At 74.4% G+C, this 17536-nt stretch carries 14 protein-coding genes; 8 read left to right on the top strand and 6 right to left on the bottom strand.

Going from position 1 to position 17536, the window contains the following annotated elements; genetic code table 11:
• The first annotated feature begins 49 nt into the window (after window positions 1-49).
• Both ABIB16_RS04500 and ABIB16_RS04495 read left to right on the top strand, forming a co-directional pair.
• Window positions 50-1540, top strand: coding sequence for an NCS2 family permease (locus tag ABIB16_RS04500; protein ID WP_041104070.1), 1491 nt, complete (start codon window positions 50-52; stop codon window positions 1538-1540).
• A 102-nt stretch (window positions 1541-1642) separates the two neighbouring features.
• Window positions 1643-3889, top strand: coding sequence for a S9 family peptidase (locus ABIB16_RS04495; protein WP_041104048.1), 2247 nt, complete (start codon window positions 1643-1645; stop codon window positions 3887-3889).
• Window positions 3890-3917: 28 nt separating this feature from the next.
• Here the strand turns inward: ABIB16_RS04495 and ABIB16_RS04490 are convergent, their stop codons facing one another.
• The gene (locus ABIB16_RS04490) at window positions 3918-5816 is read right to left on the bottom strand and encodes a glycoside hydrolase family 15 protein (protein WP_041104046.1); all 1899 of its coding nucleotides are present in this window, start codon (window positions 5814-5816) and stop codon (window positions 3918-3920) included.
• 169 nt (window positions 5817-5985) lie between these two features.
• On the opposite strand from ABIB16_RS04490, the gene ABIB16_RS04485 reads away from it, so the two are divergent.
• The 5 genes from ABIB16_RS04485 (at window position 5986) to ABIB16_RS04465 (ending at window position 12394) form a co-directional block, all read left to right on the top strand.
• Window positions 5986-7440, top strand: coding sequence for a glucose-6-phosphate dehydrogenase (locus tag ABIB16_RS04485; protein WP_080772569.1), 1455 nt, complete (start codon window positions 5986-5988; stop codon window positions 7438-7440).
• Between the two features lie 125 nt (window positions 7441-7565).
• The gene (locus ABIB16_RS04480; RefSeq protein WP_051995303.1) at window positions 7566-8549 is read left to right on the top strand and encodes a 1,4-dihydroxy-2-naphthoyl-CoA synthase; all 984 of its coding nucleotides are present in this window, start codon (window positions 7566-7568) and stop codon (window positions 8547-8549) included.
• A gap of 31 nt (window positions 8550-8580) precedes the next feature.
• The gene (locus ABIB16_RS04475; RefSeq protein WP_036316699.1) at window positions 8581-10146 is read left to right on the top strand and encodes an aspartate:alanine exchanger family transporter; all 1566 of its coding nucleotides are present in this window, start codon (window positions 8581-8583) and stop codon (window positions 10144-10146) included.
• Window positions 10147-10212: 66 nt separating this feature from the next.
• Window positions 10213-11394 carry an AMP-binding protein gene (locus ABIB16_RS04470; protein ID WP_095353665.1) on the top strand — a complete coding sequence of 394 codons (1182 nt, stop codon included), beginning with the start codon at window positions 10213-10215 and terminating at the stop codon, window positions 11392-11394.
• A gap of 127 nt (window positions 11395-11521) precedes the next feature.
• Complete coding sequence (locus ABIB16_RS04465; RefSeq protein ID WP_036316696.1) at window positions 11522-12394, top strand: 1,4-dihydroxy-2-naphthoate polyprenyltransferase; 873 nt, start codon at window positions 11522-11524, stop codon at window positions 12392-12394.
• Between the two features lie 57 nt (window positions 12395-12451).
• On the opposite strand, the gene ABIB16_RS04460 is transcribed toward ABIB16_RS04465, so the two are convergent.
• Complete coding sequence (locus tag ABIB16_RS04460) at window positions 12452-12727, bottom strand: DUF4229 domain-containing protein (RefSeq protein WP_010080315.1); 276 nt, start codon at window positions 12725-12727, stop codon at window positions 12452-12454.
• Between the two features lie 65 nt (window positions 12728-12792).
• On the opposite strand from ABIB16_RS04460, the gene ABIB16_RS04455 reads away from it, so the two are divergent.
• On the top strand, window positions 12793-13197 hold the full coding sequence (locus ABIB16_RS04455) for a PLDc N-terminal domain-containing protein (RefSeq protein ID WP_010080314.1): 405 nt from the start codon (window positions 12793-12795) through the stop codon (window positions 13195-13197).
• Between the two features lie 15 nt (window positions 13198-13212).
• On the opposite strand, the gene ccsB is transcribed toward ABIB16_RS04455, so the two are convergent.
• From ccsB to ABIB16_RS04435, 4 genes are read right to left on the bottom strand one after another with little or no spacing between them, the layout of a single operon-like run.
• Complete coding sequence (gene ccsB, locus ABIB16_RS04450; protein WP_095353666.1) at window positions 13213-14313, bottom strand: c-type cytochrome biogenesis protein CcsB; 1101 nt, start codon at window positions 14311-14313, stop codon at window positions 13213-13215.
• 2 nt (window positions 14314-14315) lie between these two features.
• A complete protein-coding gene (resB, locus tag ABIB16_RS04445) occupies window positions 14316-16013 on the bottom strand; it encodes a cytochrome c biogenesis protein ResB (protein ID WP_095353667.1) in 1698 nt (565 codons plus the stop codon).
• Window positions 16010-16765, bottom strand: coding sequence for a cytochrome c biogenesis CcdA family protein (locus tag ABIB16_RS04440; protein WP_036336893.1), 756 nt, complete (start codon window positions 16763-16765; stop codon window positions 16010-16012). The genes resB and ABIB16_RS04440 overlap by 4 nt, the downstream gene beginning before the upstream one ends.
• A gap of 16 nt (window positions 16766-16781) precedes the next feature.
• Window positions 16782-17396: a TlpA family protein disulfide reductase gene (locus ABIB16_RS04435; RefSeq protein WP_095353668.1), complete on the bottom strand. Its 615-nt coding sequence runs from the start codon at window positions 17394-17396 to the stop codon at window positions 16782-16784.
• Between the last annotated feature and the right edge of the window lie 140 nt (window positions 17397-17536).

Below are 17536 nucleotides of genomic sequence, written 5' to 3'. Positions count from 1 at the left end.
GGACGGCACGCGCGCGATCGTCGTGGGACCGGGTCACTACGCTGGTGCCATGGCCTCCCGCACCGCCTCTCCACCGCCCTCGCCCGCCCCGTCCCCCGCCGCTGCCCGCGGCGCCCTGGACCGGTACTTCCGCATCACCGAGCGCGGCTCGTCGGTGGGCCAGGAGTTCCGCGGCGGCCTCGCCACGTTCCTGGCGATGAGCTACATCGTGGTGCTGAACCCGCTGATCCTGTCCGGGCCCGACTCGGCCGGGAACACCCTGGGCATCCCCGCCGTGGCCGCCGTCACCGCGCTCGTGGCGGGCGTCATGACCATCGTCATGGGCGTGTGGGCGCGGCACCCGTTCGCGGTGGCCGCGGGCCTGGGCGTCTCCGCGTTCGTCTCCATCACCATCGCCACGACGCCGGGGCTCACCTGGCCCCAGCTGATGGGCCTCGTCACCCTCGCCGGTCTCGTGATGCTGCTGCTCGTGGTGACCGGCTTCCGCCGTGCCGTGTTCGACGCGGTCCCGGAGGCGCTGAAGTCCGGCATCGTGGTGGGCATCGGCCTGTTCATCGCACTGATCGGCCTCGTCAACGCCGGGTTCGTGCGGCGGCTGCCGGACGCCGCCGACACCACGGTCCCGGTGGGCCTGGGCACGGGCGGCGAGCTCGAGGGCTGGCCCGTGCTGGTCTTCGTCGTCGGGCTGCTGCTGACCGCGGTCCTCGTGATCCGCAAGGTGCGCGGCGCCATCCTGATCGGCATCGTCGCGGCGACGATCCTCGCCAACGTGCTGGAGGCCGTGTTCCACATCGGCCCCTCCGTGGACGCCGACGGGAACGCCGTGCCCACCGGCTGGTCCCTGATCGCCCCCTCCCTGCCCGAGTGGACCGCCCCGGACCTGCACCTGCTCGGCAGCGTGGACCTGTTCGGCGCCTTCACCTCCGTGGGCGGGCTGATGGCCTCCCTGCTCGTGTTCGCGATCCTGCTCTCCGTGTTCTTCGACGCGATGGGCGTCTCCGTGGGCCTGGCCCGCGAGGCCGGCACCGTGAACCCGGACGGCTCCATCCCCGACCTGAACCGGGTGCTCGCCGCGGACGCGCTCGCGGTCGCCGTGGGCGGCGGCGCCTCCGGCTCGGCACACCAGATCTTCGTGGAGTCCGGCACCGGCATCGGCGAGGGCGCCCGGACCGGCCTGGCCTCCGTGTTCACCGGCCTCTTCTTCCTGGCAGCCGTGTTCCTCTCCCCGCTCATCCACCTCGTGCCGTTCGAGGCCGTGGCCCCCGCGCTCGTGGTGGTCGGGTTCATGATGTGCCAGCACGTGGTGCAGATCGACTGGTCCGACCCGGGCGCGGCCTTCCCCGCGTTCCTCACGTTCATCCTCATGCCGTTCACCTACTCGATCGTCAACGGCATCGGCGCCGGCGTGGTGGCCTACGCGGTGATCCGCACGGGCCAGGGCCGCGGCCGCGAGGTGCACCCGCTGCTGTGGTTCGTGGCGCTCGCGTTCGTCGCGTACTTCGGGCTCGGCGTGGTCCGGGCATCGCTCGGCCTGAACTGACCCGCCACCCCCGACGGCGGCGCACCGGACCGGTGCGCCGCCGTCGTCGTGTGCGGCGCGGGGTGTCGGCCCCGCCCCGCGCGACGTGATGGGATGGGCCGCATGCCCCAGACCACGTCGCACGCCCCCGTCCCGCCGTCCGTCTCCGCCGAGCCCGTGACCCGCCGCCACCACGGCCACACGTTCCAGGACGACTTCGAGTGGCTGCGCGGCAAGGCGGAGCCCCGCGTGCTCGAGCACCTGGCCGCCGAGAACGCGTACACCGAGGCCGTGACCGCGGACCAGGCGCCGCTGCGCGAGGCGATCGTCGGCGAGATCAAGGCCCGCACGGTGGAGACGGACCGCTCCGTGCCCGCCCGCCGGGACGGGTGGTGGTACTTCGTGCGCACCCGCGAGGGCGCCGAGTACCCGATCCACTGCCGCGTGCCCGCACGCGACACCGGCGACCTCGAGGCCGACTGGACCCCGCCCGTCATCACCCCGGACGCCGCCCTGCCGGGCGAGCAGGTGATCCTGGACGGCAACGCCGAGGCCGAGGGCCACCCGTTCTTCGCGCTCGGCGGCCTGCACATCAGCCCGGACGCCACCCGGGTGGCCTACGCCGTGGACCACACCGGCGACGAGCGCTTCACCCTGCGCGTGCGCGAGATCGCCACGGGCGAGGACCTGCCGGACGCGGTCGAGAACGTGGCCCACGGCGTCCGCTTCGACCGCTCGGGCACCCGCGTGTTCTACACCGTGTGGGACGACTCGTGGCGGCCGTACCAGGTCAAGGCCCACGTGCTCGGCACCGACCCGGCCGAGGACGTGCTCCTGCACGAGGAGGCCGACCCGGGCATGTGGACCGGCTTCGAGGGCGTCGCCGACCGCACCCAGCTGCTGATCGGCGTCGGCAACTCGGAGGTCTCCGAGACCCTCGTGGTCGACCTGCCGGAGGACCCCGCCGCGCCCCTGCCGGCCCCGCGCGTGCTGATCCCCCGCGCGTGGCGGATGCTCGCCGACGTCGAGCCCGTCACCGACGCCGACGGCGTCCGCCGGCTGCTCGTGGTCCACGACCGCGCCCTGGACGACGACGGCGCCCCCGTCGCCGCGCCCAACGGGATGCTCTCGGTGGTCGCCGAGGCGGACGTCGCCGACCGCGGCGCCTGGCGCACCGTCGTGCCGCACCGCGAGGACGTGAAGGTCGACGGTGTCATGGTCACCCTGACCCACGCCGCCCTGGCCGTGCGCCGGGAGACGACCCCGCGCGTCGTCGTCACCGAGCTGGACGCCGTGCTGGCCGGGCAGGCCGCGCACTGGCGCGAGCCCGCGTTCGACGAGGAGCTCTACGCGTGCCATCTGTCCGCGACGGCGGCCGAGTCCCCGTTCCTGCGGCTGGCCTACACGTCCTGGATCACGCCCGCGCGCGTGCTGGACGTCTCGGCGGCGACGGGCGAGGTGCACCTGCGCCGCGAGACGGAGGTGCCCGGCTACGACCCGGCCGACTACGTGGCCGAGCGCGTGTGGGCGCCGGCGTCCGAGCCGTCGTCGGTGACCGGGGAGGACGTGCGGATCCCCGTCACCGTGATCCGGCGCCGCGACGTGAAGCCGGACGGGACGGCCCCGTGCGTGGTGTACGGCTACGGCTCCTACGAGATGTCCATGGACCCCGTGCTGGGTGTGGCCCGGCTGTCCCTGCTGGACCGGGGCGTGGTGTTCGCGGTCGCGCACGTGCGCGGCGGCGGCGAACTGGGCCGGCGCTGGTACGAGGACGGCAAGAAGCTGGCCAAGCGGCACTCCTTCACGGACTTCGTGGACGCCACCCGGCACCTCGTGGACCTCGGCTGGGCGGACCCGGCGCGTGTGGCCTGCATGGGCGGCTCGGCCGGCGGCCTGCTCATGGGCGCGGTACTGAACCTCGCGCCGGAGCTGTACCGGGCGTGCCTGGCGGTGGTGCCGTTCGTGGATGCGCTCACCACCATCCTCGACCCGGAGCTGCCGCTGTCCGCGCTCGAGTGGGAGGAGTGGGGCAACCCGATCGAGGACGCGGCCGTGTACGAGGCCATGCGCGCCTACACCCCGTACGAGAACGTGCGGGCGGTGGACTACCCGGCGATCGCCGCGGTCACCAGCCTGCACGACACCCGCGTGCTCTACGTGGAGCCCGCCAAGTGGGTGGCGCAGCTGCGCCGCACCGTCACCTCGGACCAGGCGAGGCCGCTGGCCGACGGCGGCGCGCCCGTGCTGCTGCGCACCGAGATGGACGGCGGCCACGGCGGCGCGTCCGGCCGGTACCAGGGCTGGGAGGACACCGCGTGGGAGTACGCGTTCCTGCTGACCGCGCTGGGGGCGACCCGCCGCGTGGTGTGACGGGGGCGGGGTGTTCGCCCGGAACCGGTCAGTCTCCGGCCTCCCCGGCCCCGTCGCCCGCGCGGACCAGGGCCAGCGCGTCGGCGGCGCGCAGCAGCGCCAGGTGGCTGAACGCCTGGGGGAAGTTGCCCGCCATGCGGTCCTGGCCGTCGTCGTACTCCTCGGCCATGAGGTCGAGGTCGTTCGCGCACGCATCGAGCCGCTCCATGAGGGCGTCGGCGTCGTCCAGGCGGCCGGTGCGCGCGTACTGCTCCACGAGCCAGAAGGCGCACGCGAGGAACGGCGCCTCCTCACCGGGCAACCCGTCGGAGCCGTCCGGGCGGTAGCGCAGCACCAGGCCGGTGTCCGTGACGAGCTCCTCCTCGATCCGCCGCACGGTGGCGAGCATGCGCGGGTCGTCCGGAGGCAGGAACCCGGTGTGGGGGATCTGGAGGAGGGAGGCGTCCACCGCATCCGAGCCGTAGGCCTGGGTGAAGTGGCCGTCCGCGTGCACGCCGCGGGTGAGGATCTCCTCCCGCAGCTCGTCCCGGTGGCGCTCCCACGCCGCGGTCTCCGCCTCCGTGGCGGGCACGCCGTGGGTGGCCACGGCGTGCAGCGCACGGTCCAGCGCGGCCCACATCTTGACGCGGCTGTGCGTGAAGAAGGCAGGCTCCCCGCGCATCTCCCACAGCCCGTGGTCCGGGTCCTCCCGATGCGCGACGACGCGCTCCACGAGCCGCTTCTGCAGCGGCCAGGACCACTCGTCCTCCGGGACGCCGGCGTCCCGGAGGGCGCACAGCGCCATCATCACGGTGCCGATGACGTCCGCCTGCCACTGGTCCGCGGCGCCGTTGCCCACGACCACGGGCCGGGAGTCCGCGTGGCCGGGGAGGTGCTCGAGCTCGCGCTCGGGCATGTACCGCTCCCCCGAGAGCGTGTACATGACCTGCACCTCGTGGGGCTCCCCCGCGATGGCGCGCAGCAGCCAGTCGCGCCAGGCCGTCGCCACCTCCACGTGTCCGTACGCGAGCAGGGCCTCCAGTGCGAGCGCCGTGTCCCGCAGCCACACATAGCGGTAGTCCCAGTTCCGGACCCCGCCGATGTCCTCCGGCAGGCTCGTGGTCGGGGCCGCCACGATGCCGCCCGTGGCCCGATGCGTGAGCCCCTTGAGCACGAGGAGGGATCGCTGGACCCGATCGGCGAGCGGGTCGTCCGCCCGCGGGGCCTGTCGGGTCGACTCCTCCAGCCAGCCGCGCCATCTGCGCACGGTGGCCTCCAGCACGTCCTCGGCGCGGGGCGCGGAGGGGGCCATGCCCCACGCCGGGTACCAGGTCAGGCACCACTGGGCGGACTCCCCGGCGACCAGCTCCGTCGTGCCCTCGTGATGCCCGTCCACCGGCTCCAGGTCCGGCCCGTGCACCGCGAGCGCATCCCCGCCGGCGACGACGGCCAGGAACGACTCCCCGTCTGCGTCCTCCTGACGCGAGACCCACGGCTCGACCTCGCCGTAGTCGAGGCGGGCGAACACGGACTGTGTCACGCGCACGCGTCCCGCGAGGCAGCGGACCAGCCGCATGACGTCGGCCCGCGGCGCCGCCTCGGACGCCCCGGTCCCGTCGGGGCCGCCGTCGTCCCCCTGGGCGTCCCCCACGCCGTCCGCGTCCATGAGCGGCATGAAGTCCAGCACCTCGGTCTCCCCGGACGGCGACCGCCAGAGGGTGCGCAGCACGAGGGTGCCCGGCAGGTAGGCGCGCTCCGCGACCTCGCCGTCCTCGATCCCCAGGCTCCACTCGCCGTGCTCCCGCGTGCCGAGGAGCGAGGTGAACACCGAGGCCGAGTCGAAGCGGGGCAGGCACAGCCACGTGATCGCCCCCTCCCGGGACACCAGTGCCCCGCTGAGCTGGTGGGACAGGAAGGCGTGGTCGTCGATGCGGGGCTGGGCGCTCATGCAGGGCAGTCCATCACCCCGGGGGGAGGCAGGGCCAGCCGGGGGCGCGGCGTGGACCCACGACGACGTCACCGGGAGAATGGCGTGGTCGGCCGGGTCCCTCCCGGCCGCCGCCCGCGCACCCACCCCGCTCCCCCGTTCCGTCTGCCCGCCCCGTCCAGGAGGACCCATGCCCGACGTCCAGAACCCCTGCCCCGCCGGAGCATCCCCGGCACCCGACGACGACCGGGCCGCCGCGTCCGTGGCGCTTGTGATCGTGGGCGCGACCGGTGACCTGACCCGACGGCTCCTGCTGCCGGGGCTGGCCCGGGCCCTCACCGTCCACGACCTGCCGGAGGTGACCCTGGTGGGCTCGGCCCACTCGGACGGCCATTCGCTCGAGGAGTGGCGCGGCGTCATCGAGGAGGCCGTGGGAGAGACGGATCTGGACGCCGACGCACGGGCGGGCCTCGTCGAGCGCGCCGTCTGGCGCACCGCCGACGCCTCGGACCCCGAGGACCTGGGCGCCCTGCTCGTCGCCGCCCGCGAGGCCGCCGGGGAGGAGGCCGTCGTCGTGCTGTACCTGGCGCTGGACCCGGACCTCGCCGCCGAGGCGTGCGCGGCGCTCGAGCAGGTGGAGGACCGCCCGACGGGGCTGCGCATCGTGCTGGAGAAGCCGTTCGGCTCGGACCAGCGGTCGGCGCGCGAGCTCAACGCGCTGCTGGGGCGGATCGCCGAGGAGGAGGACGTGTTCCGCGTGGACCACTTCCTCAGGGAGTCGATGGTCTCGGGCCTGCTCACCCTGCGCACGGCCAACCGCGTGCTGGAGCGCGTGTGGAGCGCGGCCGACGTCGAGCACGTGGACATCGTGGCGGACGAGTCCCTGGCCCTGGAGGGGCGCGCCGGATTCTACGACGGCACCGGGGCTCTCGAGGACATGCTCCAGTCCCACCTGCTGCAGGTGCTGGCCATGGTGGCCCTGGAGCCCCCGCGGCGTCTCACCCCGGACGCGCTGCAGGACGCCGCCGTCGAGGTGCTGCGGGCCACGCGCGTGCGCGACGACGACGCGCTCGCCTCCTCGCGCCGGGCCCGGTACACCGCGGGGACGGTGGGAGGCCAGGACGTGCCCGACTACGTCGCCGAGGAGGGCGTGGACCCGGAGAACGGGACCGAGACGCTCGCCGAGGTGGAGCTGGAGGTCCGGACCGACCGGTGGGCGGGCGTGCCGTTCCGGCTGCGGTCCGGCAAGGCGCTCGAGCCGCGCCGCTGGGAGGTCGTGCTCTCGCTGCGGCCGCCCGAGGGGGTGCCCGCGGGGCTGGAGGCGGCCGCGGGGCGGGAGCGGATCGTGGTGGGACTGGACCCGCGGGCCCTGCGGGTGGAGCTGGCCGTGGACGGGCCGGACACCCCGTTCGTCGCGGAGCGCAGCGTGCTCGCGGCGGACCTGGCCGAGGAGGACGTGGACGCGTACGGCGAGGTGATGCGCGGCGTGCTCACCGGGGATCGGATGCTCTCGGTGGGAGGCGACGCCGCGGAGGAGTGCTGGCGCATCCTGGCCCCCGTGATCGAGGCGTGGGACGCGGGGCGGGTGCCCCTCGACGAGTACGCCGCCGGGTCCTCGGGACCGGAGGACTGGCCGGAGAGGTGATCCGCGGGAGTGACCGTGGGTCGCACGGCGGCGAGGGGGACGGCGTCGTGCGGTGCGGGCCGGCGGCTCCGCCGACTGTGGGCGGCTCACCCCCGCCTCGCCCGGCGGGCCTAGACTCGGGCCCCATGAGCACCCCGCAGCCCGACGCCGCCCGCCCCGACCGCGACCGCCTGCCCGAACAGGTCTCCGACATCTTCGACCCCACGCGCTGGCGCGTGGTCGAGGGCTTCGACTTCGAGGACCTGACCTACCACCGCCAGGTGGAGCGCGACGCCGACGGCCGCTGGGTGCGCGACCTGCCCACAGTGCGCATCGCCTTCGACCGCCCCGAGGTCCGCAACGCGTTCCGCCCCGGCACCGTGGACGAGCTCTACCGCGCCCTCGACCACGCCCGCATGACCCCGGACGTGGGCACGGTGCTGCTCACCGGCAACGGCCCCTCCCCCAAGGACGGCGGCCACGCGTTCTGCTCCGGCGGGGACCAGCGCATCCGCGGCCGCGACGGCTACCGCTACGCCGAGGGGGAGACGGCCGAGACCATCGACCCGGCCCGCGCCGGACGCCTCCACATCCTCGAGGTCCAGCGCCTGATGCGCACCTCCCCCAAGGCGATCATCGCCGTCGTGAACGGCTGGGCGGCCGGCGGCGGCCACTCGCTCCACGTGGTCGCGGACCTCACCCTCGCCTCCCGCGAGCACGGGAAGTTCAAGCAGACCGACGCCACCGTGGGCTCCTTCGACGCCGGCTACGGCTCGGCCCTGCTCGCCCGGCAGGTGGGCCAGAAGCGCGCCCGCGAGATCTTCTTCACCGCCCGCGAGTACTCGGCCGAGGAGATGGTGGCCATGGGCGCGGTGAACGAGGCCGTGGACCACGAGCGCCTCGAGGAGGTCGCCCTCGAGTACGCCGCGGACATCAACCGTCAGTCCCCGCAGGCCCTGCGCATGCTCAAGTTCGCGTTCAACCTTCCCGACGACGGCATGGCCGGCCAGCAGGTCTTCGCCGGCGAAGCCACGCGCATGGCCTACATGACGGACGAGGCCGTGGAGGGCCGGGACGCGTTCCTGCAGAAGCGCGACCCGGACTGGTCCGCCTTCCCGTACCACTTCTGACCGACCACCACGGCAGGACGGAGACCCGCCCATGCTCGCACTGCTCAACGACCAGCCCATCCTCGTCCTCATGGCCACCGTCGCCCTGGGCGCCGCCGTCGGCACCATCCCCCTGGGCAAGATCCGCCTCGGCGCCTCCGGAGCCCTGTTCGTGGGCCTGCTCGTCGGAGCGGTGCTGCCCGACGTCGGCGACCGGCTGGCCCTGTTCCAGAGCTTCGGCCTGGCCCTCTTCGCCTACCTGATCGGGCTCGGCGCCGGCAAGGTGTTCTTCCGGGACCTGCGCCGCAACCTGCCCCTGATGCTGGCCGCCGTCGTCGTGGTGATCCTCACCGCCTTCACGGTGCACCCGCTGGCCGCGCTGCTCCACCTGGACCTGCCGACGGCGATCGGCGTGTGGACGGGTTCGCTCACCGCGACGCCGGCGATGGCGCTGGCGAACCAGCTCACCGGCGGGCAGGCCCCGGCCGTGGGCTACGGGCTGTCCTACCTGGTGGGCGTGGTCGGCACCATCATCGCGATCACCCTGCTCGCCGCCCGCCCGTGGAGCAGTTCCCCGCGCGATCCGGCGCCGGTGACCGACGGCAAGCTGCGCTTCACCGCCGCGGCCGCCACCTCCGCCCTCGCCGTGCGGGACATCCCGGGGATCTCCGAGGGACTGGTGCGCGTGGTGGCGCTGCGCCACGGCGGCATGGCCCGGATCGCCGGCTCCGCCGACCGGATCGAACCCGGGGACGAGGTCGTCCTGGACGGCACGGAGAAGAACATCGACGCGGCCGTGCAGGCCTTCGGCCGACGCACCGGCGCCGACCCGGCGCGGGTGATGAACCCGCTGCAGACCTCCATGGTCATCGTCACGGCCCGCGCCCTGGCCGATCGCCGCCTGGGCACGCTGTCCCTGCGCGAGCGCTTCGGCACCGACGTCGCCCGGCTGCGGCGCGACGACGTCGAGTCGCTGGCCACCCCGCAGACCGAGCTCAAGGTCGGCGACCGGGTGCTCATCGTGACCACCGCGCCGCGGATGGAGGCGGTGCGCGACTTCTTCGGCAACTCGACGCGCGGGCTCTCGGACCTGGACTGGATCTCCCTGGGCACGGGCATGGCGCTGGGCTACCTGCTGGGCATGGTGACGATCCCGCTTCCGGGCGGGGCCTCCTTCTCCCTCGGCCCGGCGGCCGGGTGCATCCTCGTCGGCCTCGCCCTCGGTGCGATCGGCCGAACGGGACCCACGGTGTGGGAGCCGTCCACGGAGATCGCACTGACACTGCGGCAGTTCGGCCTCATGCTCTTCCTGGGCGTGGTGGGCCTGGCCGCCGGCCCGGCGTTCATCGAGACGGTGTTCACCCGGGTCGGCGGGCTGGCCATCCTGATGTCCGCCGTGCTCACCGCGCTGACCGCGGCCCTGCTCATCGCCGCGGCACGGCTGCTGGGGCAGTCCGTGGATCGCACCTTCGGGGCGCTGGCGGGCATCACGGGCCAGCCGGCGATCCTGGACTACGCGCTCTCCCGGTCCACCGACGCCCGCGTGACCGAGGGGTACGCCCAGCTGTTCGCACTGATCATGGTGGTCAAGATCGCCACCGTGCCGTTCATGCTCTGACCGGCCGGGCGGGTCCGGTCTGCCGGGCGGGTCCGTCCGACCGTCGGGCCTCCTACACTCGGGGCCATGCCCGCCACCGCCGATGCCCTCGCCCGCGCCACGGACGCCCTCGCGGCGGCCTTCGACGGCGGCGCCCCCGTCGAGCTGACCGCCGACGGCGCCGCGCTCCCCCGGCCCGAGGCCCGCGACCCGCGCCGCTGCGGGGACCCGGACGCCGTCGCCGTGGTGCGCAGCTCCGGGTCCACGGGCACGCCGAAGCAGATCGTCCTGACCGGCGCGGCCCTGCGCGCCTCGGCCGCGGCCACGGCCCGGCGGCTCGGCGGCGAGGGGGCGTGGCTGCTGGCCCTCGGCGTGCACTACGTGGCCGGGCTCGCCGTGCTCTCCCGCTCGATCGCGGCCGGGACCGCACCCGTGGCCCTGCCACCGGGCCCGTTCACGCCCGCGGCGTTCGCCACCGGGGCGGCCGCCCTGCCCGACGACGCCGGCCCCCGGCTCGTCTCGCTCGTCCCCACCCAGCTCGCCCGCCTCCTCGCGGCCGACGCCGACCCGGCCGGGCGGGCGGCCCTGCGCTCCTTCGACCGCGTGCTCGTGGGCGGCGCCCGGCTCGATCCCGCGCTGCGGGCCGCGGCCGAGGCGGCGGGGGTGCGCCTCACCGCCACCTACGGCATGGCCGAGACGTGCGGCGGCTGCGTCTACGACGGCGTGCCGCTGCCCGGCGTCACCGCCGCGGTGGCCCCGGACGACCCCGACGCCCCGCCGCGCGTGCGCCTGGCCGGGCCCATGGTGGCGGCCGGCTACCTCGACAACCCCGCCCGCACCGCCGCCCACTTCGTCGCTGCCGCGGACGGCGCCCGCGCCTTCCTGACCGAGGACACGGGCGTGCTCTCCCCCACCGACGACGGCGGCGTGCGGCTGGCCGTGACCGGTCGCCTGGACGACGTCGTCATCACGGGCGGGGTGAAGGTGTCCGCGGCGGCGGTGACCGCGGTGCTCGAGGCGCACCCGGGCGTCGCGGCGGCCCACGTGGCCGGCGTGCCGGATCCCGAGTGGGGCGCCCGGCTGTGCGCCGCCGTCGTGCCCGCCCACCCGGCCGCGGCCCCCGACGAGGCCGTCCTGCGCGCCCACGTGCGCGAGGCGCTGGGTGCGGCCGCGGTGCCCAAGACGTGGCTCGTCCTCGACGCCCTGCCCCTGCTCTCCACCGGCAAGACCGACCGGCAGGCCCTGGCCGCCCGGTTCACCGCCGGCTGAGCGCCGCCCCGCCCGCGTGGGAGAATGACCCGGGCCCGGCCGACGTCGGGCCCCGGCCGCGCGCCGCCGTCGACCCGGCCCGCCGCGCGCCGCTGCCCACCCCGCTCCCCAGGAGGAACCCCCGCCCATGGCCGCCACGCTCTCCCAGTGGGTCGCCGCCGCGCGCCCGCGCACGCTGCCCATGGCGATCGCCCCCGTGATCGTCGGTTCGGCCGCCGCCGCGGAGCTCGGCTCCTTCCACCTCGGCGCGGCGCTGCTGGCCCTCGTGGTGTCGCTCGCACTGCAGATCGGCGTGAACTACGCCAACGACTACTCGGACGGCATCCGCGGCACCGACGACGAGCGCGTCGGCCCCTTCCGGCTCACCGTCTCCGGGCTCGTGCCCGCGGCCCAGGTGAAGCAGGCGGCCTTCGCGTCCTTCGGCCTCGCCGGGCTGGCCGGCCTGGGGCTCATCCTGCTCTCGGGGCACTGGTGGTTCCTGCTGGTCGGCGTCGCCTGCGTGCTGGCCGCGTGGTTCTACACCGGTGGGAAGCGGCCGTACGGGTACCTCGGCCTCGGCGAGGTGTTCGTGTTCGTGTTCTTCGGGCTGGTGGCCGTCCTCGGCACCACGTACACCCAGGCCGACGCCGTCAGCGGCCTGGCCTGGGCCGGCGCGATCGGCTGCGGGCTGATCTCCACGGCCCTGCTCATGGCCAACAACATCCGGGACATCCCCACGGACCGCGAGGTCGGGAAGATGACGCTGGCCGCCCGCCTGGGCGACGGACCCGCGCGGGCGTCCTACGGCGTCATGCTGGCCGTCGCCCTGCTGCTGCCGCTGTTCTGGGTGGCGGTGCACCCGGGGCTGCTGCTCGTGCCGATCGGCGGCCTGCTCGCGATCCGGCCGATCCGCACGGTGCTGCGCGCCGACGACCGCCGGGCGCTGATCCCGGTGCTGCGCGCGACCGGCGTGATCGGGATCGTCTACGCGATCACGTTCACTCTCGGCGCGCTGCTCTGAGCCGCACGGGGTGACGACGGCGTCGGCGGCGGCATCCGCCCCGTCGCCCCGCGGGGCTCACTCGCGGAACCGGCCCTCGGTGTAGGCGTCCTCGGCGTCCGCATCGGCGGTCTCGGTGCGGCCCCGGCGGCCCGGGCGGCCCTCCCACGCGGCGGACAGGTCCTCGGTGGCCCCCGTGCGCAGGCGGCCGAGGAAGAGGTAGCTGACCGCGAACGTCAGGATCGTGGCCGCGATCACCCCGAAGATCATCCCGAGGTCCATCACGTAGTAGAACAGCGCCCACAGGGCGACGAAGACGACCACGCGGACCAGACCGTAGAAGAAGATGCGCACCGGTCCATCCTACGAGGAAGGACGCCCCGCCCGCCGACCGCCCAGCCCGCGCCTAGACTGGAAGGATGGGCCGCTTCATCATCCCCGCCGCGATCATCCTCGCGGGCCTGACCCTCTACGCGCTGTTCGAGGCGCTGCTGACCCCCGCCCGCGAGGTGCGCAGCCTGCCGAAGGCGGCGTGGGTGGCGGTCATCGTGCTCGTGCCGCTCGTGGGGCCGCTGCTGTGGCTGCTGCTCGGCCGCGCCCGCCCGGCCGGCGCGGCCGGCCGCCCGGCGCCCCGGCCCACCGGGGCCCCGGACGACGACGAGGCGTTCCTGCGCAGCCTGCGCATGCAGCGCCGCCAGGACGCCCGCGAGCAGGACCTGGACCGCCGCGAGGCCGAGCTGCGCGCCCGCGAGGAGGAGCTGCGCCGTCGTCGGGAGCAGGGCGACGACGACGCCGACCCGGACGGCGACGGCCCGCGCGCCTGAGGGGCCCCGCCGGACTCAGCCGGGCAGACCCGCGTACGAGTGCAGGCCCGGGAAGTACGTGTTCACGATCGTGTAGTTGAACACGATGCACAGGAAGCCCACGATGCTCAGCCAGGCCGCGCGGGCGCCGGTCCAGCCGCGGGTGGCGCGGGCGTGCAGGTACGCCGCGTAGACCACCCAGATGACGAAGGACCAGACCTCCTTGGTGTCCCAGTTCCAGTACCGGCCCCACGCGGCTTCGGCCCAGATGGCGCCGGCGATCACGGTGAACGTCCACATCACGAAGGCGATCGCGTTGAGGCGGTAGGACCAGTTCTCCAGCCCCTGCGCGGCCGGCACGAGGCGCAGGAACGCCCACGAGCGCTCGCCCGCCGCGGCGCGCTTCTCCGCACGGTCCTGCAGCAGCTGCAGCACGGACATCGCCGCGGTCAGCGCGAACAGCGAGCTGGCGAGCACGGCGATGGACACGTGGATGACGAGCCACGGCGACTGCAGCGGCGGCTGGAGGTGGCCCACCGGCGTCGGGAAGCCCATGGTTGCCGCGCACATCATGGCCACCACGAGACCGGTGACGAACGTGCCCACGAAGCGCAGGTCCTTGCGGAAGAGGAACAGCAGGTAGACGGTCGTGATCACGAGCGCGCCCGTGGTCATGAACTCGTACAGGTTGCCCCACGGCACGCGGGAGGCGGCGAGGCCGCGGGCGACGACGGCGAACGCGTGCAGCGCCCAGCCGACGGCCAGCACGGCCACGGCCACGTTGGCGACCGGGCGGCGGCCGCCGCCCGTGTAGTCCATGTCCTCGTCCACGAGGTCAGCGTCCGCGTCGACGCCGGGCTCGGCGGCGGCGGCCGGCCGGGCCGTGTCGGAGTCGCTCGCGCCGACCGCCGTGGACCCGCCGACGGCGGCCCCCACGGTCTCGCGGTCCGGAGCGGTGCGCACCTGCCCGCGCTGGGCCGCGAGGTCGGCCTCGAGGCGGCGGATGGTGGCCGAGGCGGTGGCCATGTCGATGGTGAACAGGATGAACGCCGCCGCGTACACGAGCGCGGCGATGAGCATGAAGAGGTCGCTGTACAGCGCCAGCTGCTCGTTCACGGGGGCCGTGGGGTTGAACACTGTCAGTCTCCTGATCGGGCGTCGGCGGGGCCGGCGGGGGTCTCGGGGGTGGTGGGGGTGGACTGGGGGGCGGCACCGGCCGCGGCGTCGTCGGCCGTCTCGGTGGCGGCGACGATGGGCCACCACTTCTCCATGGCGGCGCGCAGGGCCACGTGCTCCTCGTGGAGACCGAACTCCTCGCCGCGGGCGAGCAGCGCGTACTCCACGCGGGTGCGGCCGTCGTCGTCGGTGCGGGCACGCACCCACACGCGGCGGCGGCGGACGAACAGACTGATCGCCAGGCCGAGCAGGGCGGTGCCGGCGAACACGCCGACGCCCCACTTGCCCGGGTCGTAGTGGATGTCCAGGCCGACGTAGCGGCGGACGCCGTCGAAGCTGATGGAGCCCTTGCCCTCGGGCAGCTCGTACGTCTGGCCCGGGCTGAGCACGATGCCGCCGTTCTCGTTGGTGCGGCTGTTGAGCTCGGTGAGGGATGCGGTGTCCAGCACGTACACGTTCTGCGGGCGGCCGGTGTCCAGGCCGAGGTCCCCGTAGTACGAGTTCAGCTGCAGCTCCGGGTTGAGCAGCTCGGGGTCCGCGGAGAACGCGGCGCCTTCCTCGTCCTCCACCGCCGTGGGCAGGAAGAAGCCGACGAAGCCCAGCTGGTCCGGCCGCGCGTCGGGGACCTTGATGGTGGCCTGCGAGCCGTAGTTCTGGTCGAACACGCGGGTGACCACGGGGCCCTGGAAGGCCACGTCCCCGGCGCCGTCGCGGATGGTCACCACGGGCGCGTAGCCGTTGCCCACGAGGTAGACGCGCACGCCGTCGATGTCCAGCGGCTGGTTGACCTTGAGGATCTGGCGCTGGAGCTCGCCGCCGGAGCCCTCGCGGACGTCCATGACGGCGGTGTAGTCCAGCGGCTGGCCGTAGTGGGTCTCGGACTCGCGGTCGAACACGGCGTCGAAGGAGTCGAGGGTGAGGGAGAACGGCTGGAGGTCGTCCGCGCTGAAGTAGGTGCCGGGGGTGAAGGAGTCGTAGGCCACGAGGTTGTTGGCGAAGCCCTCGCCCTCCACGATGATCTTCTGCCCGCCGTACTTGGTCATGCCGCCGTAGGCCATGAACACGAGCACGCCGATCAGCGAGACGTGGAACAGGATGTTGCCGATCTCGCGCAGGTATCCGCGCTCGGCGCCCACGGACGCGCCGCCGGCCTCGGGGCGGTGCTCCACGCGGTAGCGGCGCTTGCGCAGCCACGCCTGGGCTCTGGCCACGGCCTCCTCGGGGCTCGGGCCGCCCTCCTCGAGGACGACGACGCCGGAGGCCGGCAGGCGCGTCAGGTTGCGGGGGGTGCGGGCCGGGGGCTGGCGCAGGGCCTTGGCGTGCTGGATGGCGCGCGGCCACACGCAGCCCACGAGGGAGACGAACAGCAGCAGGTAGATGGCCGAGAACCAGACGGAGTTGTAGACGTCGAAGAACTGCAGGGCGTCCAGGACGGGGCCCCACACGGGGTTGTCCTCGATCCACTGGTCCACGATCTCGGGGCCGGCACGGCGCTGGGGCACGAGGGAGCCGGGCACGGCGGCGACGGCGAGCAGGAGCAGCAGCATGAGCGCGGTGCTCATGCTGGTCAGCTGGGTCCAGATCCAGCGCAGGGTGCCCGCCAGGCCGAGGCGCGGCAGGGTGACGGGCTCGGAGCGCGTCCGGGCGGCCTTGGAGCTCACAGGGGCATCTCCCATTCGTTGGCGAACCACAGCTGCAGCTGCGTGGTCCAGGCGGTCCAGACGCCGGTGACCATGAGCAGGCCCAGCGCGATCAGCAGGGCGCCGCCGAGGCGCATGATCAGCACGCGGTGCCGGCGGAAGAACCCGAGGGCCCGCATGCCGCGCTCCATGCCGAGGGCCATGAGCACGAACGGCAGGCCCAGGCCGAGGCAGTAGAGGAAGGCGAGCAGGGCGCCGCGGCCCACGGAGCCGGAGCTGGCCGTGGACATGGCCAGGACGGCGGCCATGGTGGGGCCGATGCACGGCGCCCAGCCCAGGCCGAAGGTCATGCCCAGCAGGGGCGCGCCGACCAGGCCGGCGGCGGGCTTGAAGTGGACGCGGCGCTCCTGCTGAAGCCGGCCGCCGCCGCCGAGGAACACGAGGCCCATGAGCATCACGAGCACGCCGAGCACGGGGGTGACCCAGGCGCCGTCGCGCCGCAGCCAGACCATGGCCTGGGTGAACACCACGGTGATGCCCACGAACACCACGGCGAACCCGAGCACGAACAGCACGGAGCCGAGCACGAGGCGCCCGCGGCGGCGGCTGGTGAGCACGTCCCCGCCGAGGCCGGTGACGTACCCGAGGTAGCCGGGCACGAGCGGCAGCACGCACGGGGAGAGGAAGGAGATCAGGCCGGCCAGCACGGCGATCGGCGCGGCCAGCAGCAGGGAGCCGTCGAGGGCGATCTCGGCGAAGGGGTTGCTCTGCATGGACACGGCGGCCGGGTCAGGCCGCGGCCTCGTCCACCACGGTGGTGAGCAGGGCGCGCAGGGTGGACTCCTCCACGGCGCCGAGCACGCGGGCGGCCACGCGGCCCTCGACGTCCAGGACGAGGGTGGAGGGCACGGCCTGCGGGGGCACGTAGTCGGTCATGTTCAGGAGCACGTCCCCGCGGGCGTCCTCGATGGACGGGTAGGGGATCTCGAAGGTGCGCTCGAAGGCCTGCGCGGTGGTGACGGTGTCCCGGACGTTCACGCCGAGGAACCGCACCCCCTGCGGGGCGAACTGCTCGTGCAGGGAGACGAGGTGGGGGGCCTCGACGCGGCACGGCGCGCAGGCGGCGTACCAGAAGTTCAGCAGGGCGGGGGTGCCGCGCAGGCTCGCGCCGGTCACGGGGGTGCCGTCGAAGAGCTCGGCGGCGAACTCCACGGGGGCGCCGCGCTCGGCGGGGGCGATCTCCAGGACGGAGCCGTCGCCGGCGATGTAGTTCTTGCCGTCCGCGTTGCCCGCCTGCCGCGCGAGCGAGTCGTCACCGCCCGAGCAGGCCGCGAGCGCCGGCGCCAGGCTGGCGAGGGCGAGGCCGGTCAGCACGGTGCGACGGGACGGACGGGGGGTCTGCATGGCGGGCTGCCCTCCAGGGGACGCGCGGGGCTGGATTCCGGGTACCTGGGGAGTCTACTGTCCGCCCCGCATTCTGACTGAACCCTGGACGTCACACCCCCACCCCGTGGGAGGCTGCGGCCGGCGTCGTCGACGCCGGC

It is taken from the genome of Micrococcus sp. UYEF5 (assembly GCF_040546065.1).
Lineage (GTDB): Bacteria > Actinomycetota > Actinomycetes > Actinomycetales > Micrococcaceae > Micrococcus > Micrococcus luteus.
This window is presented reverse-complemented; position numbering and strand designations above follow the sequence as displayed.